The 22766-nt window shown below is 31.4% G+C and carries 24 protein-coding genes; 2 read left to right on the top strand and 22 right to left on the bottom strand.

The window, feature by feature from the left end:
• Nucleotides 1-53: 53 nt before the first annotated feature.
• The 6 genes from ACQRC6_RS07035 to hpt all read right to left on the bottom strand — a co-directional run bounded on the left by ACQRC6_RS07035 (nt 54) and on the right by hpt (nt 4883).
• Nucleotides 54-878: a type I restriction-modification system subunit M gene (locus ACQRC6_RS07035; protein WP_427848333.1), complete on the bottom strand. Its 825-nt coding sequence runs from the start codon at nt 876-878 to the stop codon at nt 54-56.
• A gap of 184 nt (nt 879-1062) precedes the next feature.
• Nucleotides 1063-1983, bottom strand: coding sequence for an Hsp33 family molecular chaperone HslO (hslO, locus tag ACQRC6_RS07030; RefSeq protein ID WP_427848332.1), 921 nt, complete (start codon nt 1981-1983; stop codon nt 1063-1065).
• Nucleotide 1984: 1 nt separating this feature from the next.
• Nucleotides 1985-2710, bottom strand: coding sequence for a class I SAM-dependent DNA methyltransferase (locus tag ACQRC6_RS07025; RefSeq protein WP_427848331.1), 726 nt, complete (start codon nt 2708-2710; stop codon nt 1985-1987).
• Nucleotides 2707-3444 (bottom strand): SIR2 family NAD-dependent protein deacylase, encoded by a 738-nt coding sequence (locus ACQRC6_RS07020; protein WP_427848330.1) that lies wholly within the window; start codon nt 3442-3444, stop codon nt 2707-2709. The genes ACQRC6_RS07025 and ACQRC6_RS07020 overlap by 4 nt, the downstream gene beginning before the upstream one ends.
• A gap of 10 nt (nt 3445-3454) precedes the next feature.
• Nucleotides 3455-4369, bottom strand: coding sequence for a CPBP family glutamic-type intramembrane protease (locus tag ACQRC6_RS07015; protein WP_427848329.1), 915 nt, complete (start codon nt 4367-4369; stop codon nt 3455-3457).
• Complete coding sequence (gene hpt / locus ACQRC6_RS07010) at nt 4356-4883, bottom strand: hypoxanthine phosphoribosyltransferase (protein WP_293558578.1); 528 nt, start codon at nt 4881-4883, stop codon at nt 4356-4358. The genes ACQRC6_RS07015 and hpt overlap by 14 nt, the downstream gene beginning before the upstream one ends.
• Nucleotides 4884-4980: 97 nt before the next feature.
• Between hpt and ACQRC6_RS07005 the strand changes: the two genes are divergently transcribed.
• Nucleotides 4981-5502 (top strand): DUF4364 family protein, encoded by a 522-nt coding sequence (locus ACQRC6_RS07005; RefSeq protein WP_427848328.1) that lies wholly within the window; start codon nt 4981-4983, stop codon nt 5500-5502.
• A 95-nt stretch (nt 5503-5597) separates the two neighbouring features.
• Here the strand turns inward: ACQRC6_RS07005 and ACQRC6_RS07000 are convergent, their stop codons facing one another.
• The 16 genes from ACQRC6_RS07000 to ACQRC6_RS06925 form a co-directional block, all read right to left on the bottom strand.
• Entirely contained in the window at nt 5598-7673 is a 2076-nt protein-coding gene (locus ACQRC6_RS07000) for a heavy metal translocating P-type ATPase (RefSeq protein ID WP_427848327.1), read from the bottom strand.
• 1 nt (nt 7674) lies between these two features.
• Nucleotides 7675-7980, bottom strand: coding sequence for a DUF6110 family protein (locus ACQRC6_RS06995; RefSeq protein WP_427848326.1), 306 nt, complete (start codon nt 7978-7980; stop codon nt 7675-7677).
• 151 nt (nt 7981-8131) lie between these two features.
• Entirely contained in the window at nt 8132-9814 is a 1683-nt protein-coding gene (locus tag ACQRC6_RS06990; protein WP_427848325.1) for an ATP-binding protein, read from the bottom strand.
• A gap of 1 nt (nt 9815) precedes the next feature.
• Nucleotides 9816-10496 (bottom strand): response regulator transcription factor, encoded by a 681-nt coding sequence (locus ACQRC6_RS06985; protein WP_293558584.1) that lies wholly within the window; start codon nt 10494-10496, stop codon nt 9816-9818.
• Nucleotides 10497-10500: 4 nt separating this feature from the next.
• A complete protein-coding gene (gene phoU, locus ACQRC6_RS06980) occupies nt 10501-11130 on the bottom strand; it encodes a phosphate signaling complex protein PhoU (protein ID WP_427848324.1) in 630 nt (209 codons plus the stop codon).
• A complete protein-coding gene (gene pstB / locus ACQRC6_RS06975; RefSeq protein ID WP_427848323.1) occupies nt 11130-11885 on the bottom strand; it encodes a phosphate ABC transporter ATP-binding protein PstB in 756 nt (251 codons plus the stop codon). The genes phoU and pstB overlap by 1 nt, the downstream gene beginning before the upstream one ends.
• On the bottom strand, nt 11885-12766 hold the full coding sequence (pstA, locus tag ACQRC6_RS06970) for a phosphate ABC transporter permease PstA (RefSeq protein ID WP_427848322.1): 882 nt from the start codon (nt 12764-12766) through the stop codon (nt 11885-11887). Before pstA ends, pstB begins: the two co-directional genes overlap by 1 nt.
• Nucleotides 12759-13667 (bottom strand): phosphate ABC transporter permease subunit PstC, encoded by a 909-nt coding sequence (gene pstC, locus ACQRC6_RS06965; protein ID WP_427848335.1) that lies wholly within the window; start codon nt 13665-13667, stop codon nt 12759-12761. Before pstC ends, pstA begins: the two co-directional genes overlap by 8 nt.
• Before the next feature lie 22 nt (nt 13668-13689).
• Nucleotides 13690-14613, bottom strand: a complete 924-nt coding sequence (locus ACQRC6_RS06960; protein WP_427848321.1) for a substrate-binding domain-containing protein — start codon at nt 14611-14613, stop codon at nt 13690-13692.
• A 204-nt stretch (nt 14614-14817) separates the two neighbouring features.
• Nucleotides 14818-15828 (bottom strand): aminomethyltransferase family protein, encoded by a 1011-nt coding sequence (locus ACQRC6_RS06955; protein WP_427848320.1) that lies wholly within the window; start codon nt 15826-15828, stop codon nt 14818-14820.
• A 188-nt stretch (nt 15829-16016) separates the two neighbouring features.
• The gene (locus tag ACQRC6_RS06950) at nt 16017-17147 is read right to left on the bottom strand and encodes an amidohydrolase family protein (protein WP_427848319.1); all 1131 of its coding nucleotides are present in this window, start codon (nt 17145-17147) and stop codon (nt 16017-16019) included.
• 2 nt (nt 17148-17149) lie between these two features.
• Nucleotides 17150-18628, bottom strand: coding sequence for a tripartite tricarboxylate transporter permease (locus tag ACQRC6_RS06945; RefSeq protein WP_427848318.1), 1479 nt, complete (start codon nt 18626-18628; stop codon nt 17150-17152).
• Between the two features lie 13 nt (nt 18629-18641).
• Nucleotides 18642-19079 carry a tripartite tricarboxylate transporter TctB family protein gene (locus ACQRC6_RS06940; RefSeq protein WP_427848317.1) on the bottom strand — a complete coding sequence of 146 codons (438 nt, stop codon included), beginning with the start codon at nt 19077-19079 and terminating at the stop codon, nt 18642-18644.
• A gap of 1 nt (nt 19080) precedes the next feature.
• Nucleotides 19081-20076: a tripartite tricarboxylate transporter substrate binding protein gene (locus tag ACQRC6_RS06935; protein ID WP_427848316.1), complete on the bottom strand. Its 996-nt coding sequence runs from the start codon at nt 20074-20076 to the stop codon at nt 19081-19083.
• A gap of 27 nt (nt 20077-20103) precedes the next feature.
• Nucleotides 20104-20805, bottom strand: a complete 702-nt coding sequence (locus tag ACQRC6_RS06930) for an RraA family protein (RefSeq protein WP_427848315.1) — start codon at nt 20803-20805, stop codon at nt 20104-20106.
• Between the two features lies 1 nt (nt 20806).
• Nucleotides 20807-21685: a DUF1932 domain-containing protein gene (locus ACQRC6_RS06925; RefSeq protein ID WP_427848314.1), complete on the bottom strand. Its 879-nt coding sequence runs from the start codon at nt 21683-21685 to the stop codon at nt 20807-20809.
• A 112-nt stretch (nt 21686-21797) separates the two neighbouring features.
• Between ACQRC6_RS06925 and ACQRC6_RS06920 the strand changes: the two genes are divergently transcribed.
• Entirely contained in the window at nt 21798-22763 is a 966-nt protein-coding gene (locus ACQRC6_RS06920) for a LysR family transcriptional regulator (RefSeq protein ID WP_427848313.1), read from the top strand.
• Nucleotides 22764-22766: the final 3 nt, after the last annotated feature.

Genomic DNA, 22766 nt, shown 5'->3' with positions numbered 1-22766 from the left:
TCTTTAGTTCTATTGGTATGCTATTTACAATATTCATTATTAAAATGGATACTCTAAGCAGCACACCAACTATTTATTTTTTGAGTTTTAAACTTTGGTAGAAGTCTTGAACTCCTTATATTTACATAACTATTTGCCTCTATCACTATTATGACACGAAACCCGCAAGTAGGGTCGTATACTTTATTAATGTTTGTTTTTCCATCCATTACGAGCCTTGCCAAAAGTTTTGATACTGTTTGTGGAGTGAAGAACTCGCCGCCGGATTTACCTGCGTTGCTGGCATAATTTGAAATCAAATACTCATAGGCATCTCCAAAGGCGTCTATATCATTATCTTGAAAGTTGCCAAAATTTATTTCTGCTATGCCTGTCAATATATCCGCTAGTCTTTTATTTTTTTCTGCTACTGTTCCTCCTAGACGATTACTTGTTGTATCTACATCTTCAAACAAGCCTTTGATATCATCTTCTGATGCAAAGCCTACTGCACTGCCTTCAATTGATTTAAATATATTAGCTAAATCTGTATTTAAATTTTCGTTATCTCTAGCAGTTTTAACAACATTTTTAAATAATTGGCTGGGCAATATAAAAAAACCTTTATCTTCAACAGTATTTGGTCTAAAATCGCACTCTGCTTCTTCATCAGAAATTTCGGCATAATCAAAGTCTAAGTCCCCAGCTTCGTGCTCGGCAGAATTAAAAAATTCAGTAATATTTTCGGAAATAAATCTATAAAATAAAATTCCTAGTATATATTGTTTGAAATCCCATCCGTCTACTGCCCCACGAACGTCATCGGCGATTGCCCAAATTTTTCTATGAAGTTCTACTCTCTGTATTGTTTCCTTGTTCTCCTTTGTTAAATCTGACATCCTCTTCTACCTCACTTTACTGATTAGACTTTGAAAAGTCCTTCTTCTGTCTTTGTAACTTCTAAGCTATTTATCCCCATTTTAAAAGTTCCAATAGGATAAGCTTCTACTTTATCTATAATTAAAAATCTATTAAGACTAGCTAAGATTTTTATATTTTAAAGTAAAAATTTGCACATTGGCATTAAAAATTATCTTGAATAATTACATCGCGATTTTTATTTATGTCCTTGGCTTTTTTTAACATTCTCTCTAAATCACTTTCATCAAAATTATAAACTTTGTCGCAAAAATAACAGCTAACTTCAGCTTTTTTGTCTTCGCGCAAAATCTCTTCAATTTCTTTTGGACCAACAGATATAATTGCGTCTTCAACTTTTTCTCGAGAGCAATTACATTTATAAGTGATTTCTCTCTTTTCAAGAATTTTAAAATTTATGTCTTTCATTAAAATTTCAATTAATTTTTCTGCGTCGTGATATTCATCTAAAATTGAAGTAACACTTGGAAGATTTTTTAAATTTTCCTCTAGTTTTGAAATTTGCTCCTCAGTTGCATCGGGCATTAACTGAATAATAAATCCGCCTGCAGCTTTTATTGAATAGTCTACGTCAACTAATACTCCAAGACCAACTGCAGATGGAACTTGGTCAGATTGAAGAAAATAAACTGCAAGGTCTTCGGCAATCTCTCCCGTAGTTAAGTTTACTGTTCCCGTATAAGGTTTTTTCATTCCAGTATCCATGACAAGAGTTAAATTCCCCTTGCCTACAATTCCAGACACGTCTATCTTGCCGTCGCTTTCCCTTATTGGAAGATCTACTGTTGGATTTGTAACATAACCCTTTACGAAGCCGTCGTTTTTACAAGTTGCGACAATTCTTCCCGCAGGTCCATCGCCATTAATAGAAAGAGTTATTGAGTCCTTTTCATTTTTTTGCCAAGAACCAATAATTGATGCCGCAGTTAAAACTCTACCTAGTGCAGCACTTGTAGTCTTTGATAATTTATGAATTTTAGTTGCCTCTTCTACCACATCAGTAGTTATGGCAGCAGAAATTTTTATTGTTTCAGTTTCGTCAATTGCTCTTAAAATATATCCCATATTACCTCCTTGCAATAATTGTGTATCTTGAAGTTGTCTCCTTCACATCTTTAAATTCGTAGTCGTCATAAACTTCTATTTCACAAAATCCAATTTCTTCTAATAAGTTTTTTACAAAAGATAAGTCGTAGGCTCTCTCAAAATGCTCCTCGTAAAATCTTTTATAATCATTGTCCTTTATATTTCTAAAAAAATTAACTCCATAGGTATTTAATTTTTTTCCGTCATCGTAAATATTTTCCCAAATGTATAGGACATCATCCACTTCGTCCACTGTAACTGGCGGAATATTTTTAAATTTGTATTCTGTGTTTAAGTCAAAAATAAAAATTCCATCTTCATTTAAGTGTTGGTAGCTAGATTTTAAGGCAGATTCAAAATCTTTTTCATCAGTTACATAATTTAAACTGTCGCCAACGGAAAATATTGCATCATAATTTGAAGGTGCAGAAAACCCCGCCATATTTTGTTTAAATAATTTTAAATTTTTATTTCTTATTTTATTTTCACATACGCTAAGCATATCTTCAGATAAATCAAAGGCGTGAACCTTATAATCCCTTGTAATCTTCTCTGTAAGGGCACCTGTTCCACAAGCCATTTCTAAAACTAACATAGGTTCTAGAGACTTTTTCCCTAGAACCTCTTTAATAAATTTATAGATTTTTTCATAGTCAAGATCGTACATGAGTTTGTCGTAAAAATATGCGAAATCTTCGTACATCATCTTCTGCTTTCAATCTCCTTTAAAATTTCTTGTAAAACAATTGTAGAATTTTCGTGGATGACTACATCTGCTCTGTGATCCATAGGCGTTGGATCATTATTTATTATAATCAAGTGGTCAACATAGTTTGGCAAAAAATTTACTGGAGAAACTGTAAGGGATGAACCAACTACTATTAGAGTGTCAGTGTCGTCAAGCTCCCTCGCTCCCCTTTCAAAATCGTCGGGCATCATGTCGCCAAACATAACTACATTTGGTCTAATTGTTCCGCCGCATTTGTCGCATTTAGGTGGTATTTCTCCTTTTTCCACTTTTTCACGCATCACTGCAAAGGGATATTCCTTGCCACAATTCATGCAATGTGTGCCACGAGTTTCGCCATGAACTTCGTAAATATTTTTTGAACCAGCCTTTGCGTGAAGGTTGTCTATATTTTGCGTGATAATCCCTGATAAATATCCTAATTCTTCTAATTTTGCAAGAGCTTTATGACCGCCATTTGGTTCTTGGTCATTTAAATCTTCCAAAATTTTGTAACCTTCCTTATAAAAAATTTCTGGATGGTTTAACAGTCTGTCCTTTGAAAGTGCAAGGGTTGGATCCATCTTTGAATAATACCCTGTGGAAGATCTAAAGTCAGGGATGCCTGAGTCAGTAGAAATGCCAGCACCAGTTAGTGCGAAAACTTTTTTTGACTTTAAAATTAAATTAGCTGCTTCTTTTATCTTATCCATTTCCTACCTCCTAAAAAACAATGTAGTGATAGATGAAATACAAAATAACAAGGGCAATTATTGGCACAAAGTTAAATAAATCAATGCCTTCCACATCTCTATATCTAATTTTTATTTCTTTGTCCTTATTATTTTCTTCTTTTAAACTTTTTAAAATATACCTAATTAAAATTACTGAAAAAATTGAAATTACAATTAATATAATAATTATTAAAAGCTCAAGAGAACCAATCTCGCGAGATAACTTCGTCTTTCTCAAAAATTCAAAAAGCCTTTCGTTGACATATCTAGCAGTCAAAACTGCAATTACATTATTGACAAAGTGAGCCAATATTGCAGGAATAATTGAGCCTGTAACTTCAATTAAACTTGAAAACAAAAGTCCCAACAAGAAAGGCGCAATAAAATTTTGTATGTCAAAGTGAAATAGTGCAAAAACTAAAGCTGATACAATTATGGCAAACCTCTCGCCATAGACATTATAAGCATTTGTAAGGGTACCTCTGAAGAAAACTTCTTCGCAAATCGCCGGCACAAGACACATAAATATTAAATAATTAAAAATTGGGACATTTTGTAACATTATCTCCATAGGAAAATTTTTGTACTCAATAAAATTTGATAAAAGCGACAAAAAAATTCCATTTAATAGAAGAATGACAGGGTATGCCAAAATTACAAGTAAAATTGTCTTTAAAATGCTTTCAAAAGAAATTTTTTTAATTTTTAAAACTTCTCTAATATCTCCCGTAGAAGAAATTAAAATTGCAAGAAGTAAAATTATAAAAATTTCCGTAATAAATGTACCCCAAAAGCTAAGTTTTTCCTGAATGTTAAAACCAACTGTTAAGAAAATAATTGCCAGCACTAGAGTCAATGTGTTGACGCTCATGACATTTAGATTTTTCTTTTTAAAATTTCTCATTTTTTTCCTTATAAGTATAGATATATGGCACATTTCTATAATAATCGCCATAGTTTAAACCATAACCAACTATAAAAATATCTTCTATTTCAAAACCAACATAGTCAGCACTCACATCTGCTTCTCGTCTTGAAGGCTTATCTAAAAGCACGCAAGTCTTTAAACTCTTTGGATTGTAAGTCAAAAGTTTTTCTTTCACTGCGTAAAGAGTGTTGCCAGTGTCTAAAATATCGTCTACAACTAAAACATTTCTGTTCTCAATATTTGTGCGTAAATCTGTCAAAAACCTCACTTCTCCGCTATAACTTTCACTATGTCCATAACTTGAAGTTGTTAGAAAATCTATTTCAACTAATTTATCAATCTCTCTAACTAAATCTGCCGCAAAAATAAAGCTTCCTCTCAAAAGAGAAATGACTACGAAATCGTCATCGAAGTCGGCACTAATTTTTTTGCCAAGGCTTTTTACTTTTTCTCTTATCTCTTCGCGAGAAAATAATATTTGTCTTTCCATAATTCCTCCACTTACATTATATCAAAAAATGGCAAAAATTCATCTTTAATTGCCATTATCGCAATATCTCTGGTATAATTTAAGAGAAGGTGATTTTATGAAAAAAAGTTCTTTTGAACTTGCATTAAATAAATTATTAATTCTATACATAATAGATAACTTCAACCACAAACTAAAGGAAAATGACCTTAGCTATTTTGTATTAGATATTGAACTCTTTAATTACTTTTACTTCAAACAGTATTTAAAGGAATTGGAATCAACGGGCTTAGTCCTCTTTGATGGAGATAAAAAATATTATCTATCTGATGATGGCGTTAAGACTCTAAATATTTTTTACGAGAAAATTCCAAAGGAAAATATAAAGTTTTTAGACGAAAAAATGAAAAAATATCGCCATGAATTGCTACTTCAAAATTCAATAACATCAGAAATTTATGAAGAAAAGGGCACAAGTTATGCCCATCTAAATATTAAAGACGATGAAATTGATGTCTTAGATTTAAAAATCGAAGTAGCCGATTTATTAATGGCAAAAAAAATATCTGCAAACTTTAAAAAGAATGCAGAAAATATTTATTCTGAAATATTAAAATTATTGACAAAAGATAAGAATTAGAACCTTCGGGTTCTTTTTTTTATTAAATTTTTTGATTTACTAAATCTAAAGTAAAAAAATAAAGCCTAAGCTGGCCTTATTTTTTAATTTAAAATTTAAACTCTATATTCCCTCATATTTCTTCCAGCAATGGCAACTGTGGATGCGTTGTGAAGAAAAGCTGAGTTTGTATTTGTCAAATATCCTGTTACTCCAAGTGCAATTAGGGCTCCGTTAAAGGACACAATATTCCTGTAACTTCTGTGGACTCTTTTTTCCAATTCCTTTGCAATTTTTATTACATCAATAAGTTCTTTTAGGGAGTCTGATTTTATTGATATATCTGCAATTTCCTTTGCAATATCTGCTCCTTCGTGCATTGAAATGCCAACATCTGCAGATGAAAGTGCAATGGAATCATTAATTCCGTCGCCAATCATGACAACTGTTCTTCCACTTTCTTTTTCACTATCTACATATTCTTTTTTATCCTCTGGCAAGACTTGGGCTTTATAATAATCAAGGTCTAGTTTTTCCGCAACAGCTCTTGCAGAATTTTCTGCATCTCCTGTTAGCATTGCAATTCTTGTAAATCCAAGTTTTCTAAGAGAATCAATTGTATATTTTGCGTCTTCACGAATTGGGTCATCTATGCAAATTACTGCAATTAATTTTTCATCAAAAGCAAGATACAATAGGGAATAATCTTCTTTTAGTTCATCAATTTTGTTTCTTTGCTCTTCATCAATTTTTATTTTCTCATCTTCTAAAATAAAATGAGCTGAACCAATTAGAGCTTCTTTGTCGCCAATTTTTGATTTTATTCCATGTGCCACAATATACTCAGGCTTTGAATGCATTTCTTCGTGATTCAAATTTTTTTCTTTTGCGGCTTTTACCACTGCATTAGCTATTGAATGTGGAAAATGTTCTTCAAGACAAGCTGCTATCCTTAAACATTCATCTTCGTCATTGTCGTAAAATGCAATTACCTTTTCAACTTTTGGCTCTGACTTTGTGAGAGTTCCCGTCTTATCAAAAATAATTGAATCCGCTTGAGCAAGTTTTTCTAAATACCTTCCGCCCTTTACAAGAATTTCTCTTTCTGATGCAGATGAAATTGCCTTCATAGTTGCAATTGGTATTGTAAGTTTTAATGCACATGAAAAATCTACCATCAAAAAGGATTTTGCTTTGATGAAATTTCTCGTTAATAAATAAGTTATTCCTGCTCCTAAAAATGAGTATTTTACAATTGAATCAGCTATAGACTCTGCCTTTTTCTCTGCAAGAGATTTATTTTTTTCACTCTCTCCAATTAATTCAATTATGTGATTTATTCTCGACTCATCGTATTTTTTAGTAGTTTTAACGAGAATTGCTCCCTCTTCTAAGACTGTACCTGCAAATACAGTTTTTCCTTCAGTTTTTTTCACTGCAAGGGATTCTCCAGTAAGTGAAGATTCATTTACCATGCCAAAACCCTTAACTATTTCACCGTCAACAGGTATAGTAGAGCCCATATTCACTTCTACGACTTCGGAAATATTTACTTCTTCTAATTTTTTTAAATATTTTTTGTCGCCATCAACTACAAAAACTTTTTCTACATTTAACTTTAATGATTGAGCAAGATCTTCCTTTGATTTTTTTAAAGTATATTCTTCTAACTCTTCACCAAGTCCAAGTAGAAACATAATATTTCCTGCGTCTCCAAATTCTCCGTCAAGTATAGAAATTCCAATAGCTGTTGCATCTAAAATTGCCACGTCTAATTTTCTATTTCTTATACTTCTTAACCCAGCTTTAATATAAGGTATCGCCTTTATTAAAATTCCAATTGGTCTAAGAGGCATTGGCAAAATATGCGCAAAGAAAATTCTCCTATACATAGCATCTCGAAGAATGTGGAAAAGTTCTCTATCCTCTTGAGGTACAAAATCTACATCATCAATTTCAAAATCTTTTAGATCTTCTAAATTAAATTCTAAAATAAACTTTGCAATTTTCGGCAAATATTTTTCTTCATAATTTACCGTAATTGAATTTGCGAGAGGAGAAATCTTACAAGATTTAACGCCAGATAGTTCTTCAATTTTGTATTTTAATTTATTTACATCGCAGTCTCTAAGCACATCATCGTATAAAAAACGACTCCTGCCTAGAGTTCTACTGGCAATAGTTGCAATCATATTACTCTTCTACTTCAGCTTCTTCTGAAGTTTCTTCGCCTTCCTTAGCAACTTTTTCAATATCTAAGTTCGCTTTTCTTTCAGCTTCTTTTCTTTCGTCTTCAGCTTTTTTGACTTTTGCTTCAGCAACAATGTCTTCAGTTGAAACTTTTACACTTTCAACACCCTTGTCAATTCCTTCTTTAATTTTAAGTCCTTCAGCAACTGTTGTTACTGCAATTCTTTTTGCAGTTTTTGATGAAAGAATTTTTCCACCAATAGCTCCTGCAACAAAACCTAATCCTAAATTAATTAATTTCTTTTTCATAATAGCCTCCTCTTTTTTAAGATAATATTATCATTTAATTTTTTTAATAATTAAAAATATTCACTTAGAATAAATTAATATTTTTAAAAAATGTTAAAAAAACTGACTCATTGAGCAAGTCTTTAGGAGTTATTAAAATTTATTATTTTATTTATTTATTTTCTATTCTATCTTTTTTTAAAATTACTTTAAATTGAGTTCCTATTCCAAGTTTTGAACTTATCTCTAGCTTTCCGTCAATGGATTGCAAAACATGCTTTACTATGGAAAGTCCAAGACCTGTCCCGCCAATTTTTCTAGACCTTGATTTATCTACGCGATAAAATCTTTCAAAAATTCTTGCTAGATTCTTTGATGGAATGCCTATGCCTGTGTCTGTAATAAAAATTTCTTGATTTTTTTCATCCTCAGTGATTTTTATGTCAAGCTTTCCGCCATCTTTATTGTATTTTAGTCCATTATTTATAATGTTTGCAAAGAGTTCCCACATCATAGTTTTGTTTTCAAATACAAGCCCATCGCCTTCTAAAGTAACGGTAATATTTTTCTCGTCAATTAAATTTCTTTGAGCTCTTAAAATGTCACTTATAAGATTCTTCAATTTTATCTCTTCACGAGAGAAAGATTCTGCGGTTTCAATCCCAGAAATTTTCATAATGTCTTCGATTAAATTTAAAAGTCTTTTTGAATCGTCATAAATTAATTTGTAAAACTCTTCCTTGTTGTCGTCGTCTACCATTCCATTCACTAAAAGTTCTGAAAAGCCACATATTGATGTAAGTGGTGTCTTCAGCTCATGACTTACATTAGATGAAAATTCTTCTCTTAATCTTAATGCTCTAATCTCTTCAGTTTCATCGATAAATAAAATTACCACGCCTCTAACTTTTTTGTCTTCAAATACTGGATTGACATAAAATTTAAATTCCCTATCTCCAATATTAGTAACAGATTCTACGCTAGAACCCTTTAAGGCGTCGTCAATTAATTTTAATAGATCATCATCTCTTATTAAATTTAAAATATTTTCTCCAATGAGTTTTCTTTTTGAATTAAAAAGTTCCCTCGCAGAATTGTTCACAGAGAGCAAGTTTTTATTTTCATCGATTATAATAAGCGACTCTTTCATATTTTTCAAAATGGTTTCAATGGTGTCCCTTTCTCGACTAATCTCCTTGAAATTCTCCTTTATAGTCTTGTTTTGCTTATTAATTTTTTGAATAAAGGGACTTATCTCTGGAACTTTATTTGTGTCAATTGTAAGTAAATCCTCATTTAAATTATTTAAAGGTTCAAAGGTTTTTTTCGTAAGTCTACCTGAAACTACTATTGCAATGCCAAATACAAGAAGCGACATTAAAATATCTATGGGAAGAACTTTTGTAAAGGTGCCAAGGAGGTTTTCCATCTCTCTTGACACTCTTAAAATACTTCCGTCTTCAAGTTTTAAGCTTACATAATAAACATCCTTGGAAAGAGTCGTTGAAAATCTTTCAATTTGTGCAAAGCCATCTTTTTGTGCCTTAATAACTTCTGGTCTATCCTTGTGCGTAGGAAGAAACTTTGCATCCTCAGCTGAATCGTAAACTACATTTCCATCTTCTTTTATTAAAGTAATTCTAAAATCTCTTTTCTTTTTCGCCACGTCAACTAGATAATTTTCGTCATCATCAATTTTATTTAAAGTTTCGCCCATGGTGATGACTATATTTGAAAGGTCTCTATTTGATCTATCTACATAGACATAATAATAGATAAACATGGAAGTAATAGTTGAGAGAAAAAGCGTGAGAAGCGATATTCCAAGTAAATATCTAAAAAATCTATTTTTCATGTCAATCCTTCGTTGAAAGCATATAGCCCACGCCTCTAATTGTCTTTATATAATTTCTTTTTTCCTGTAATTTATCGCGAAGAAGTTTTATGTGCATATCCACAGTTCTTGTTTCGCCTTCATAATCGTAACCCCAGATATAAGTTAGAAGTTTTTCACGAGAGATGACTATTTCCTTATTTAAAATCAAGTATTTTAAAAGTTCATATTCTTTAAAAGTAAAATCCACTTGCTCGCCGTCAATTGTAACAGTTCTCTTTAAATTATTCATGACAATGCCGTTAAATTCTAAAATATTTTTATCTTTTTCAGAAGTGCCTACACGTCTAGCTATGGCACCAACTCTTGATAAAAGTTCCATTACAGAAAAAGGCTTTTTAATATAATCGTCAGCACCACCATCTAGTGCTGAAATAATATCGTACTCAGAAGTCTTTGCTGTAATCATCATTACCCAAATATTTTTAGTGTCGTCTTTTTCCTTTAGCTTAGTTAAAATTTCTGTTCCATCAATATCTGGAAGCATTATGTCAAGAAGCACAATATCCGGTTTTTTTTCACTAAGCTTTTCAAAAAAATCATTGCCATTTTCAAAGCAGTAGACATCGTAACCCTTGCTTCTCAATGAATATTCAATTAATTTTAAAATCGATGTATCATCTTCTACTACATAAATTAACATTAAATCATCCTTTTATAGAAAATATTACCCACTTAGCAATATTTACAGCGTGATCTGATATTCTCTCTAGGTATTTTGCAATCATTATAATATCAATTGCAGCTGCGGGATCAAAATCTGATTTAATTATATCAATTAATTCATCTCTTATCATCACAAAATAATTATCTACAACATCATCTTCGTCGTCAATTTTATTTGCAGAATCAATATCCATGTTTACAAAGGAATCTATGGACTTATTTAAAAGTGTAATAGTCGCTTCTGCCATTTGTTTTACTAGAGGAAATTTATCTGAGGCATAGTCATCGGGTAACATCATACAAATTTCTGCGATGTCCCTAGCATTATCGCCAATTCTTTCCATGTCGGTAATCATTTTTAAGGCAGAAGATACTCTTCTAAGATCACTTGCTGCTGGTTGTTGTTCAACGAAAATTTTTAAACATTGTTTTTGAATAATGCCTTCATAGACATCAGTTCTTTCTTCATAATTTGAAACTTCTTCTGCAATAGCTTCGTCTTTTTTATCTAATAATGAAATTGATTTTTTAATTGCAGTTTCATTTAGCATTGCCATTTCTAAAAGTAAATTATTTAGATGTCTTAATTCTTCATCAAATTTCTTTCTCATTAGCCGAACCTTCCTGTTACATATAATTCTGTTTTTTCTTCCCTTGGATTTGTAAATATGTCAATTGTGTTTCCATATTCAACAATTACTCCTTGAAGGAAAAATGCTGTCTTGTCAGAAATTCTTGAAGCTTGTTGCATATTGTGAGTAACCATAACTATTGTGTACTGCTCCTTTAATTCTTGTGCTAAATCTTCAATTTTTCCTGTAGAAATTGGGTCAAGAGCAGATGTTGGTTCGTCCATTAAAATTACTTCAGGATTTACTGCTATTGCTCTTGCAATACAAAGTCTTTGTTGTTGCCCTCCGGAAATTGAAAGTGCAGACTTTTTTAAATCGTCCTTTACTTCATCCCAAATTGCTGCTTGCTTAAGCGATGACTCCACAATTTCATCTAACTCTGCTTTATTTTTTATGCCATGAGTCTTTGGACCATAGGCAATATTTTCGTAAATGCTCATTGGAAAGGGGTTTGGCTGTTGAAATACCATTCCCACCCTTTTTCTAAGCTTGTTTACATCGTAATTCTTGGCGTAAATATCTTCGCCATCTAAAGTTATCTCTCCCTCTATTCTACAACCCACTACTAGGTCATTCATTCTATTTAAACATTTTAATAGTGTTGACTTACCACAGCCAGAAGGTCCAATAAATGATAAAATTTCATTTTCCCTTATTTCTAAATTTATATTGTGAAGTGCTTTAAAATCTCCATAATATAAATCGAGATCCTTGACATTCATCTTTGATTGCATTATTCTACCTCCTTTAGTTTTTCTGCAAGCTTAGTAGAAGACCAGTTGATTAAAAGAACAAGTAACAAAAGCACCATTCCCGTTGCATAAGCTTCTCCAACATGTTTACCTTCAGATGAAAGCACATACATGTGTAAAGCTAATGTCCTTGAAGATGATTTAAGTGATGTTGGAAGTGATGTTGCTGTACCTAGTGTGTACATAAGTGCAGCTGTTTCACCAACTACACGTCCAATAGATAAAATTATTCCAGATAAAATTCCTGGGATAGCAACTGGTAGTACAACTTTAAAAATTGTTCTAAGTTTACCTGCTCCAAGTGCAAAAGAACCTTGTCTAATTGACGGGTGAACTGATTTTAGTGCTTCTTCTGTGGCTCTCATTATAATTGGAAGAATCATAATAGATACTGTCAATACACCAGAAATTACTGAAAAGCCCATCTTTAACTTTAGACCAAAGAATAGCATACCAAATAACCCATATACAATTGACGGAATACCTGCTAGAGTTTCTGTTGCAAGTCTAATTGCCTTAACAAGTTTGTTTTCAACATCTGTGTATTCAACTAAAAATATTGCAGTAAAAATTCCAATTGGTGATGCAAATAATATTGCAAGGACAACTGTAAGAAGTGTTGTGATAATCGCAGGTCCCATGGATACATTTTCTGAAGTATAATTTAGCGAAAGCATATCTGGTCTAAAGGAAAGTGCTCCTTTAAAAACTACAAATGCAACGATAAAAACTAAAATTGCAAAAGTCATTCCTGAGAAAAGTCTAGTAGTTATCCTATAAAAAGATAATCCCTTTATAAAGTGAAGTCCAAAAACTAGAGCGACAAAAAATAATAATATTCCTATTGTAATAAATTTAACCATTGTTTTCGCTCCTACTCTTTACTATAAAAAATCCAATATTGATAATCAAAATAAAAATAAAAAGTACAGCTGCAGTTGCTATAAGAGCTTGTCTGTGTTCTCCAGCTGCATAAGCCATTTCAAGCACTATGTTAGTCGTCATAGTTCTAATTCCTTTTAGAGGATTTAAGGTCAATCTAGTTTGATTTCCTGCAACTAATATTACTGCCATTGTTTCGCCAATTGCACGACCAACCCCTAAAATTATTCCAGCAAAAATACCAGATTTTGCAGCAGGTATCATTACTCTTGTAATAGTTTCATCGTGAGTTGCACCAAGAGAAAGTGAGCCCTGATAAAAAGATTGTGGAACAGTTCTTAGAGATGCTTCTGCCATAGATATTATTGTTGGCAAAACCATAATCAGAAGCAATATTGATGCAGATAACATATTCATGCCTGTACCACCAAAAAGCGATCTATTAATTGGCACTATAACTGTTAAGGCAAAAAAACCATATACAATTGAAGGTATACCTGTCATTAAGTTTAGTGCAGGCTTTAAAACTCTATAAATGTTTTTTGGACAATCAAATGCCAAATAACAAGCTACCATAATTGAAACTGGAACTGCTGCAATACATGATAAAGCAGTGATCATTATAGAACCAATTATCATAGGTAGAATTCCATAACTTGCTGGCACATTCATTGGTGCCCAACTGTCGTTAAGGATAAATTTTCCTACTCCAATTTTTCCAATAAAACCAAGAGAGTCTTTGAAGATAAATATACATATCAATAACAAAAAGAAAATTGACAATACAGAACAAACTAGGAAGAAGTATTTAAATACCTCTTCCTTAGTGAATGCTTTTCTTTGGTTTTCTTTATGGAGTACTTTTTTATTAGTATCTTCCATTCTATTCATTCCTTGTACCTAATTATTTAGCTGCTTCAGCCCATTCAGTTAATTGACCTGTAAAGATTTTTTGAAGTTGATCCACTGTTAGATTTTCGCAACTATTTTCCTTATTAACAATTACTGCAATACCATCTCTTGCGATTACTGTAAATTCAAGAGCCTTCTTTTCTTCATCTTTAAGTTCTCTAGAAGCCATTCCAAGTTGTGCTGTACCTTCCATTGCTGCAGTCATACCAGCAGAAGAACCATTAGACTGAATGTCAATTTGAACCTTAGGGTTTTTAGCTTTATAAGCTTCAGCAAGTTTTTCCATTAGAGGAGAAACTGAAGTAGAACCAGCAATTGTAATATGTGCATCATTGTCAATTGCTTCGTATTTAGCACCTTTTGCATCTCCAACATAACCTTCTTCTTCACAAATCTTTTGTCCCTCATCTGACATAATGAATGTGATTAAGTCTTTATCTTTTGCATCTACGTCAGCTTTGTAAGCAACATTAAATGGTCTAGAAAGTTTATAACTTCCAGATTTTATATTTTCAGGAGTAGCTTCAACACCTTCAACTTTAACTGCCTTAACAGTATCATTTAAAGAACCAAGAGAAATATAGCCAATAGATGCCTTATCATTTTGTACAGTTGTAAGAACTGCATCAGTAGAAGATTGAACTGCTGCTTCAGCATAAGTGTTGTCAACTTCTTTGTCGCCATCTTTAACAAGAACACCAGTTAATTCAATAAAAGCAGATCTAGTACCTGAACCTTGCTCTCTTGAAATTACATTAATAGTTCCAAGATCAGCCGCATTAGATCCCTTTTCTTCTTGTTTAGCATTTTCTTTAGGAGTATTAGCTGCTTCTTCCTTCTTGTTTCCCCCACAAGCAACTAAAGACGCTGCCAATGCAAGAATCATTCCAACCTTGCCAATTTTTTTAATTTCCATTATTATCTTCCTTTCAAATATAATTTTTACTTTCGCTGCCATTATAGAAAAATATTGTAAATTTGAAAGATTACTATTGTAAATTTTGTGTAAAATCTTTTACAAGCTGTGAAATAATAGTGAAACTATGTAAAGTTTAGATATAGATCGCCATTGTTGCTTAAAAATGCAATAAAAAAAGAGCCAGATAACTGACTCCAAATTTTATCCTCTTACTCTTTTATTTTCTTTGTCGTAGAAAACCCTGTCGCATAATTTTGCTTTTATATCGCCATCTTTAGTTTTAATTTCAACTTCTTTACCTTCTATTGCACATTCTTTTTCAATTAAGCAGTAGCCAATAAACTTTTCAACTGTGTAGCCATAGGTAAATTTTGTAACTTTTCCAATTTCTCGACCATCTAGTAGAACTGCATCCCCTGCTTCAACTTCGCCTTCCTCAAAAAGTTCAAAGCCTAACAAATCCCTTTTTACATTATCTTTTTCTTTAAGAAGTGCATCTTTTCCAATAAAATCGCTGTCCCAATGAACTGTCCAGTCATACCCAACTTCAAGTGGATTTGTACCTTTAAGGTCACTCATTAGTACATATCCCTTTTCTCCTGGCAAACTTCCAATAATTACATCCGTTGTAATATTAATAAGCCCAAACTCTTTGCCACATTCTTTAATTTTTTCTTCTAGCTTTTCTTTCTTGCCACTTTCAACATAAAGTTCGTATCCAAGTTCACCAGTAAAACCTGCCCTTGCAACCATAATGTCTAAGTCGCCAACAGAATTATCTTCGATAGTAAAGAATTTTAAATTAGAAATGTCTTCATCAACAATTTTATTTACAAGATCTCTTGACTTTGGTCCTTGAATAGCAAACATTGTAACTCTTGAAGTAATATCCTTGTAATCAAGGTCGCATCCATCTTTAAACTTGTCAAACCACTTAATCATCTTGTCAATGTATAGAGTTGAAATCAAATATTTATCTTCTTCCAACCTAAAAACAATTACATCGTCAATGATTTTTCCATCTTCGTTTAGCATTGTAGTATAAAGTGCGTGACCCTTTTTCATATTTTTTATGTCATTTACAAAAACTTTGTCTAAAAAAGTTGCTGCATCTTTACCCTTGACATCTAAAATTTGGTGAGTGAAATCATAATAACCAACACCACATCTTACGGCTTCATGTTCTTTTCTTTTTAGTTCATTACCTTTCATAATATCATTCCTTTAACACTTTATAACAATAGTCTTCATCCCTAATATACCCTCAAAATTTTTTTAAAAACAAAAAGCACAAGATGTTGAACTAACCTCCCAAATTGTTATTTATGTCCAACTTTGCGTGGTTATCTTAGTTCTATTCTTGTACTTTTTTATGAAAGATTTATTTTATGAAAATTCTATTAAAATTCAATGTCTTGAAAAACTATTTCTCCTTCTCTTATTGTCATCATATTTTTTAAAAGTTTTTTTCCTTTAAGCTTTCCACCTGACCAATCCTCATAAATAACATCTTTATCAATTTCCTTTATTATAGCAATATCAGCACAATAACCTTTGCTAATACTGCCTATTTTATCATCCATATTTATTAATTTAGCTGGATTGTATGACGATTTTTCAATTATTTCACTCATGCTTAGTCCCATGTTTAAATACTTAGAAATTAGAAACATCATATTAAAAATTTGGGGCTTTTTATAAATACTCTTTTTGGTCAAGTCCGTACTTATAATATCAGGTAAAAAATTATTTTCGAAAGCTTTATTTGCTATTTTGAATGAAAAATGAAAACGAGCATTTGCAGCATCAAATATTACTCCTCTTTTCCTTGCATCAATGATTTCTTTAAAAATTTTACCTTTATTATTAATAATTGTGTTTCCAAAATCATGATACATATGTGTAAAAACATCACCTTTTCCTAGTTCATTTGCTATTTCAATTTGACTCATTGGTGAATTAGTCGTATGAACAACAAGTCTTTTCCCTATTTTTTCAGAAATTCTTTTTGCAGCTTTTAAAGGTTCCATTCCCATGTTTTGCACAAGGCTTTTATCTAATCTAATTTTTAAAGCAACAAGATCCTCATTATATTTTTCAAATAATTTTACAATCTTTTTCTCATTAAATTTACTAGGATCTATGTTTTCCCCATAGCTACTTGTTACCATTCCGCCAGAACAAACATTTAGATAGGCTTTAATTCTAACATTACTTGCTTCTATGGCAGGTCTATAAGACTCATAGTTTGAGCAACCACTGCTTCCAGCATCTACTGCTGTGGTAACTCCTGAAGAAAAGCAAATAATTTCTGGAGGAACCCCTATTTCACAAAATGGTTGGAGATGTATATGATAATCAATTAAACCAGGTACAACATAACAATCTTTAGCATCTACTGTTTTAAATGTTTCAATATTTTTAAAGTCTCCTATATCGATAATTTTCCCATTATCGATTAATAAGTCTTTTTTTGTGTTTATATTATTTTTTGGATCAATTATTTTTCCATTTATTATTTTTATATCCATATTTAACCCTGCTCTACATTCTTAAAAAATATTGGTGAAATTAGAAATATAATAGCTATTACTATTAAGACTATACTAATAGGTCTACTAAACATGTAAGACAGTACATTCCCGTTACTTACTGTGAAAGTTTGTAAATATCTAGATTCAAGCATCTCTCCTAATACCATTGCTAACACAATTGGAGCTGGATGAAATCCTGCTTTTTGTATTATATATCCTAAAACTCCAAATATTATCATTATGACAATGTCAAACATACTATTATTTAAAGCAAATGATCCTACAAAACAGAATATAACTATCATTGGTGTTAAATATTTTTTAGGTAATTTTGCTACTTGAGAAAATGGTTTGACTAATACAAGTCCAAATAATCCAACTAAAATATTTGCTATAATAAATCCAATTATTACTGTATAAGTCATTTGAGCATGAGTTGTAAAAAGTTCTCTTCCAGGAACAAGCCCATGAATTAATAATCCACCTAATATGACAGCAGCTACTGAACTTCCGGGAATTCCAAGTGTCAACAAAGGAATTAAAGCTCCACCAGTAACAGCATTGTTAGCTGTCTCAGAAGCCGCTACCCCTTCTAAACTTCCTTTGCCAAATTTTTCCTTCTCTTTTGATAAAGATTTTGCTGTATTATAGGAAATCCAAGATCCAATTTCAGCACCTGCACCAGGAAGTATTCCTATTATTACACCTATTATTGAACTTCTACTTATAGTTCCCCATAGTCCCTTTGTGTCTTCTCTATTAGGGAATATTCTGTCAGCTTCAAAATCAGCAACACTTGCTCCTTTTTCTTTTGGATTTTCGCATAATTTTAAAACTTCTGAAAGAGCAAACAATCCAATTAAGGCTGGGATAAAAGATATCCCTGAATCGAGTTCTAATATTCCAAAAGTAAATCTAGGATATCCTATGGAAAAATCTACACCAACAGTAGTCAACAATAATCCAAATATAGCCGATAATATGCCTTTTAAAACTGAATCTGCTGCTAAAGTAACAACAGCCGTAAGACCTATTATAGCTAACAGCATATACTCACTTGGACCAAATAGTAAAGATATTTGTGAAAGTGGCGGAGCTAAAATTAATAATGCTATACCACTTACAACTCCACCTATTGCAGATGCTAATGTAGAGATTCTTAATGCCTGTCCACCTCTACCTTGACTCGTTAAAGGATAGCCATCTAATGCTGTTGCAGCAGATGATCCCGTACCTGGAGTATTAATCAATATTGCAGATATACTACCGCCATAAACTGCTGAAGTGTAAATTGCCATTAGCATTAATATTCCAGTTTCTGGACTCATTGCAAAAGTGAATGGTAGCAATAAAGAAACACACATAGTTGAACTTATTCCAGGTAATGCTCCACCTATAATCCCTATTAAAATACCACCGCACATAATCAGCATATTTTTAAATGAGAAAATTGACATCATTACAGTTAACAAACTCATAGTTCATCTCCTTTCACATAAATATAGGTCTATATGGTATTGGAACACTTAAAAATTTTACAAACACCAAATAAATCATGACATTAAAAGCAATACCAATTAATAATGCTCTCAAAAATTTATTCTCCCCTAAAAATTTAGTTGATACCAATATAAATAAAAGAGTCCCTATTATTAAACCTAAAATTTTCGAAATAATATAATATCCAATAATCAAAATGGTAATTATAACTACGTTTTTGAATTTTTCTTTTCCTATTTTTTTAATATGCGTATCTTTAATAATAGACTCTATTATAACAAGAACACTAAAAATAATCATTGAAATCAATATTAGTCTAGGAAATAAAGCTGATCGCTCAGGAAATTCCCTAGTGATATTTAACAATATAGTAGCAATTAATATTAAAATAAAAGATATAATGGTATCTAATTTTAAATATTTTTTCATTTTACCACCCTAAAGTTTCTTTATATTGTTTTTCCACATCTTTCAAAAAGTTAATATATTCTTCATGATCCATGTATTTAACAGAAAGACCAAGATCTTTCATTTCCTTAACATGTTCTGGATCATTAATTATTTTTTCAAATGCATCATCTAATTTTTTCACTATATCCTCTGGCATTCCTTTAGGACCTGCATAACCTCTTGCAGCATAAGCTTTAATATCTAATCCAGATGCTTCCTTAAATGTTGGAACATCAGGTAAATATTCCGACTTTTCGTTATCTAAAACTGCTAATGGTATCATCGCTCCTTCATCGACTTGTTTTTTTACATCTCCAGCTCCCATTGATACTACATCAATATGTCCTCCTAATGCCATTGATATAGAATCTGATAATCCGCCAGTGTGTACCGCTTCCATTTTATATCCAAGTTTTTCAAGTTCGATTAATGCAATATGATGTTGTGTATAAGCTCCTGATGTTCCTACTTTAACTTCGCCTGGATGTGACTTAACATATTCTAAAAGTGAATTTAAATCTTTAAATTTAGAATCTTTATTAACTGCCCACGCTGTAGTATCCCAAACGTGGTTTACTAATGGAGTAATATCATCTAATGAAACATCTTTTTTATTATCGGGATTTAAATATCCAGAAATATATGGAAGTGCCATCATTGATAATGTATATCCATCTGGTTTTGCTTTTAATAATTTATTCCATCCTACATACCCACCTGCCCCTGAATAATTTTCAACAACAATAGTTTGTCCAAGTTCTTTTTCTAATCTTTTTGCCATCATTCTAGTTCCTATATCAGAAGATCCACCTGCTGAATATGGCACTATCATTGTTATTGGTTTATTAGGATAATCACTACCAACCTTGCCTTGAACATCTTTTGTTTTTCCTCCACTACTACAAGCTGTAAAAAGTAAAGGAGCTAGTAACAAACAGGCTAATGATTTAATTTTTGACTTTTTAATATTTAACATTTTATTCTCCTAATCATGTAAATTTATTTAAAAACTATAAACGTCTTTTATGATTTCAAACTCTTTATCATCAAGTAATTTATCCACCCAATCTCTATTAATATCATGATTTCTAGTCTTTACTAATTTTATTTCATCTTTTGCTTTAAATTCCTTTGCATCTTCAAGAATAAACTCCGCATCATTTTTAGGAATTACAACTACTCCATCTGGATCGGCTAGAATTATATCTCCTGGATTTACTGAAATACCGCCACAAGAGATTGGAACATTTATTTCTCCTGGTCCTTCTTTATAAGGTCCTCCTGGTGTTGTTCCTGTACAGTATACTGGAAAATCCCAGTGACCAATTTCATCAATATCTCTTATTGGACCATCTAAAACTATTCCTGCAACCTTTTTTATCTCGTAGAGATATGCCATCATAACTTCTCCCATTAATGCTCTGGTATTATCTTCTTCATTAGAAACAACAAGTACATCTCCTTCTTCACAAATATTTAGTGCTGCGTGAAGTGCTAAATTATCTCCTGCTCTACATTTAACTGTTAATGCTGGTCCACACATCATCTGCGCCTTAGGACTACTAACTAACTTAATTCTTGGGTTCATTGCAGAATTTCTTCCCATTACATCTCCAGTATTAGATGCTGGGATTTTTTTAAATTCTTCAATTAATTCTTTATCTGGCAAATTTCTTTTTAAAAAAATTCTCTTTCCTACTGACATTTTATTTGTTTTCCTCCTTTAAAACGTTTACTACATCAATCCAAGTCTTTTTATCTTTTTCAGCAACCTTTGAAAAATCATAGGCAGCTAAAATTTCAAGTTTTTTCTTGGTTGCCTCGCTCATTAATGAATTTAGATTTTTTTCTTCTAGCATTTCTATACTTCCACCTAATTCAAAAGCACGCCTTTTAGCATGAATTGCTGAACCCGTTACTAATCTATTTAAATGACTAATAAAACTTGTTCCATCCATACTGTCACTGATTGAATTTAGAACATATTTTGAAACATCATAACTGTCAGAAGCCATAACTAATTCAGTCATTAATGCAGATAATCCTTTCATAAATATACTTCTTATCAATTTGATTGAAGTTGCAGAACCAGGCTGTTCGTTAACATAAGTAATATTCATCCCATATTTTTTAAAATCATCAATAAATTTTTTTGCTTTTTTACCACTAACATAAAATGGTACTTTATGTTTTAATTTTGGTAATGATCCTAACATAGATGCGTCTAAATAATGTACATTGTTTTTCTCTAAAATTTTTTTACATTCACTTTTTATTGCTGGTGAACTTGCACTAACATCAACGTATAAACAACTTTCTTTTATGTAATTACTTATTACTTTACAAACGTCTAAGGCTACGAAAGCAGGAACAGCAACAAATACATAATCTATATCATCAAAAAACCCTTCATATGAATCCGTTACTTCAATTTTTAATTCTTCAGCTCTCTTTTTTATTAATGAATTATATTCGTCATTGAAAACATTAACATCATAGGCTTTTATATTATTTAGCCCTTCACTAATAAATCCTTTAGCCAAACTATAAGATGCTTCGCCAAATCCAGCAAATCCAACATTCATACTTTATCTTCCTCCAATTGTTTTTTCTTTAAATTTATGATAACATTTACCTATGTTAAAGACAATTTTGATTTTTTTCATTTTTTGACAAGTTTATCTTGTGGAGGTAATTATGAATTTTTTAAGTTTATACTATTTTGTAGAATTATCTAAAGATTTGCACTTTACTAAAACTTCTGAGAGGTTGTTTATTTCTCAACAAACCTTGAGTAATAATATAAAATCTCTTGAAAGTTATTACAATATAAAGCTTATTAATAGAAAACCAAAAGTTACTCTAACTTACGCTGGAGAAAAACTTTTAGCATTTGCGAAAGAATTATTAATAAAGAATAGAGATCTTGAAGATATGTTTTCAGATATTAACGAAGATTTATCTGGCTCTTTAAAATTCGGTGCCAGCATATCAAGAGCTACAATATCTCTTCCAAAAATATTTCCGGTGTTTACACAAAAATACCCTAATGTTCAAATAAATTATATAGATGATATTTCAAAAAATTTAGAACCTTTAATAGTTAACAACGAGCTGGATTTTGCAATAGTAATAAGTGAAAGACCTGGACTAAAAATTAAATCCTTGAAGCTAATGGATGATCAAATATACCTATGTGTTACCGATAAGTTATTAAAAGAATATTATCCAAATGATTTTGAAAAAATAAAAGAAAAATCAAAAAATGGAGCATATGTTGAAGATTTTAAATTACTTCCTTTTTCAATGCTGTCAAATAGATTGGGGAATAGAATAGAAAGCTTCTTCATTGAAAAAAACTTAGAACCTAAAATAAACTTTTCTAGTACCTATTCTCAACTTATTTTGCCTTTTTGCTCGAAATCTTTATCAGCTTGCTTTGTGAGCCATGCAACACTTATTTGTTTAAAAGAAGATGTAACAAGCGATATGAATATATTTCCATTATTTCATAATGGAGTTGCAGTACGTAGACCAATTTCACTGATAACCCAAAAAGAAAGGTATATGAATTCCTATTCAAGATTTTTTCAGTCATTAATAATAGAGCATTTTAATAATATAAAAAACATAAATCTACATGATTATCTTTTTGAAAAATAAAAA

This window comes from Peptoniphilus sp. SGI.035, from assembly GCF_050315115.1.
GTDB lineage: Bacteria > Bacillota > Clostridia > Tissierellales > Peptoniphilaceae > Peptoniphilus_A.
This window is presented reverse-complemented; position numbering and strand designations above follow the sequence as displayed.

What these genes read in the sequence shown, in the direction of transcription:
- ACQRC6_RS07025 (WP_427848331.1), bottom strand. Translation starts at nt 2,710, where the DNA reads ATGATGTACGAAGATTTCGCATATTTTTACGACAAACTCATGTACGAT.
- pstA (WP_427848322.1), bottom strand. Translation starts at nt 12,766, where the DNA reads ATGGTTAAATTTATTACAATAGGAATATTATTATTTTTTGTCGCTCTA.
- ACQRC6_RS06985 (WP_293558584.1), bottom strand. Translation starts at nt 10,496, where the DNA reads ATGTTAATTTATGTAGTAGAAGATGATACATCGATTTTAAAATTAATT.
- ACQRC6_RS07005 (WP_427848328.1), top strand. Translation starts at nt 4,981, where the DNA reads ATGAAAAAAAGTTCTTTTGAACTTGCATTAAATAAATTATTAATTCTA.
- ACQRC6_RS06950 (WP_427848319.1), bottom strand. Translation starts at nt 17,147, where the DNA reads ATGGATATAAAAATAATAAATGGAAAAATAATTGATCCAAAAAATAAT.
- ACQRC6_RS07000 (WP_427848327.1), bottom strand. Translation starts at nt 7,673, where the DNA reads ATGATTGCAACTATTGCCAGTAGAACTCTAGGCAGGAGTCGTTTTTTA.
- ACQRC6_RS06925 (WP_427848314.1), bottom strand. Translation starts at nt 21,685, where the DNA reads ATGAATGTTGGATTTGCTGGATTTGGCGAAGCATCTTATAGTTTGGCT.
- ACQRC6_RS07020 (WP_427848330.1), bottom strand. Translation starts at nt 3,444, where the DNA reads ATGGATAAGATAAAAGAAGCAGCTAATTTAATTTTAAAGTCAAAAAAA.
- ACQRC6_RS06960 (WP_427848321.1), bottom strand. Translation starts at nt 14,613, where the DNA reads ATGGAAATTAAAAAAATTGGCAAGGTTGGAATGATTCTTGCATTGGCA.
- ACQRC6_RS06995 (WP_427848326.1), bottom strand. Translation starts at nt 7,980, where the DNA reads ATGAAAAAGAAATTAATTAATTTAGGATTAGGTTTTGTTGCAGGAGCT.
- pstB (WP_427848323.1), bottom strand. Translation starts at nt 11,885, where the DNA reads ATGCAATCAAAGATGAATGTCAAGGATCTCGATTTATATTATGGAGAT.
- pstC (WP_427848335.1), bottom strand. Translation starts at nt 13,667, where the DNA reads ATGGAAGATACTAATAAAAAAGTACTCCATAAAGAAAACCAAAGAAAA.
- ACQRC6_RS06945 (WP_427848318.1), bottom strand. Translation starts at nt 18,628, where the DNA reads ATGAGTTTGTTAACTGTAATGATGTCAATTTTCTCATTTAAAAATATG.
- ACQRC6_RS06920 (WP_427848313.1), top strand. Translation starts at nt 21,798, where the DNA reads ATGAATTTTTTAAGTTTATACTATTTTGTAGAATTATCTAAAGATTTG.
- hslO (WP_427848332.1), bottom strand. Translation starts at nt 1,983, where the DNA reads ATGGGATATATTTTAAGAGCAATTGACGAAACTGAAACAATAAAAATT.
- phoU (WP_427848324.1), bottom strand. Translation starts at nt 11,130, where the DNA reads ATGAGAAAGAAATTTGATGAAGAATTAAGACATCTAAATAATTTACTT.
- ACQRC6_RS06990 (WP_427848325.1), bottom strand. Translation starts at nt 9,814, where the DNA reads ATGAAAAATAGATTTTTTAGATATTTACTTGGAATATCGCTTCTCACG.
- ACQRC6_RS06955 (WP_427848320.1), bottom strand. Translation starts at nt 15,828, where the DNA reads ATGAAAGGTAATGAACTAAAAAGAAAAGAACATGAAGCCGTAAGATGT.
- ACQRC6_RS06940 (WP_427848317.1), bottom strand. Translation starts at nt 19,079, where the DNA reads ATGAAAAAATATTTAAAATTAGATACCATTATATCTTTTATTTTAATA.
- ACQRC6_RS07035 (WP_427848333.1), bottom strand. Translation starts at nt 878, where the DNA reads ATGTCAGATTTAACAAAGGAGAACAAGGAAACAATACAGAGAGTAGAA.
- ACQRC6_RS07015 (WP_427848329.1), bottom strand. Translation starts at nt 4,369, where the DNA reads ATGAGAAATTTTAAAAAGAAAAATCTAAATGTCATGAGCGTCAACACA.
- ACQRC6_RS06930 (WP_427848315.1), bottom strand. Translation starts at nt 20,805, where the DNA reads ATGTCAGTAGGAAAGAGAATTTTTTTAAAAAGAAATTTGCCAGATAAA.
- hpt (WP_293558578.1), bottom strand. Translation starts at nt 4,883, where the DNA reads ATGGAAAGACAAATATTATTTTCTCGCGAAGAGATAAGAGAAAAAGTA.
- ACQRC6_RS06935 (WP_427848316.1), bottom strand. Translation starts at nt 20,076, where the DNA reads ATGTTAAATATTAAAAAGTCAAAAATTAAATCATTAGCCTGTTTGTTA.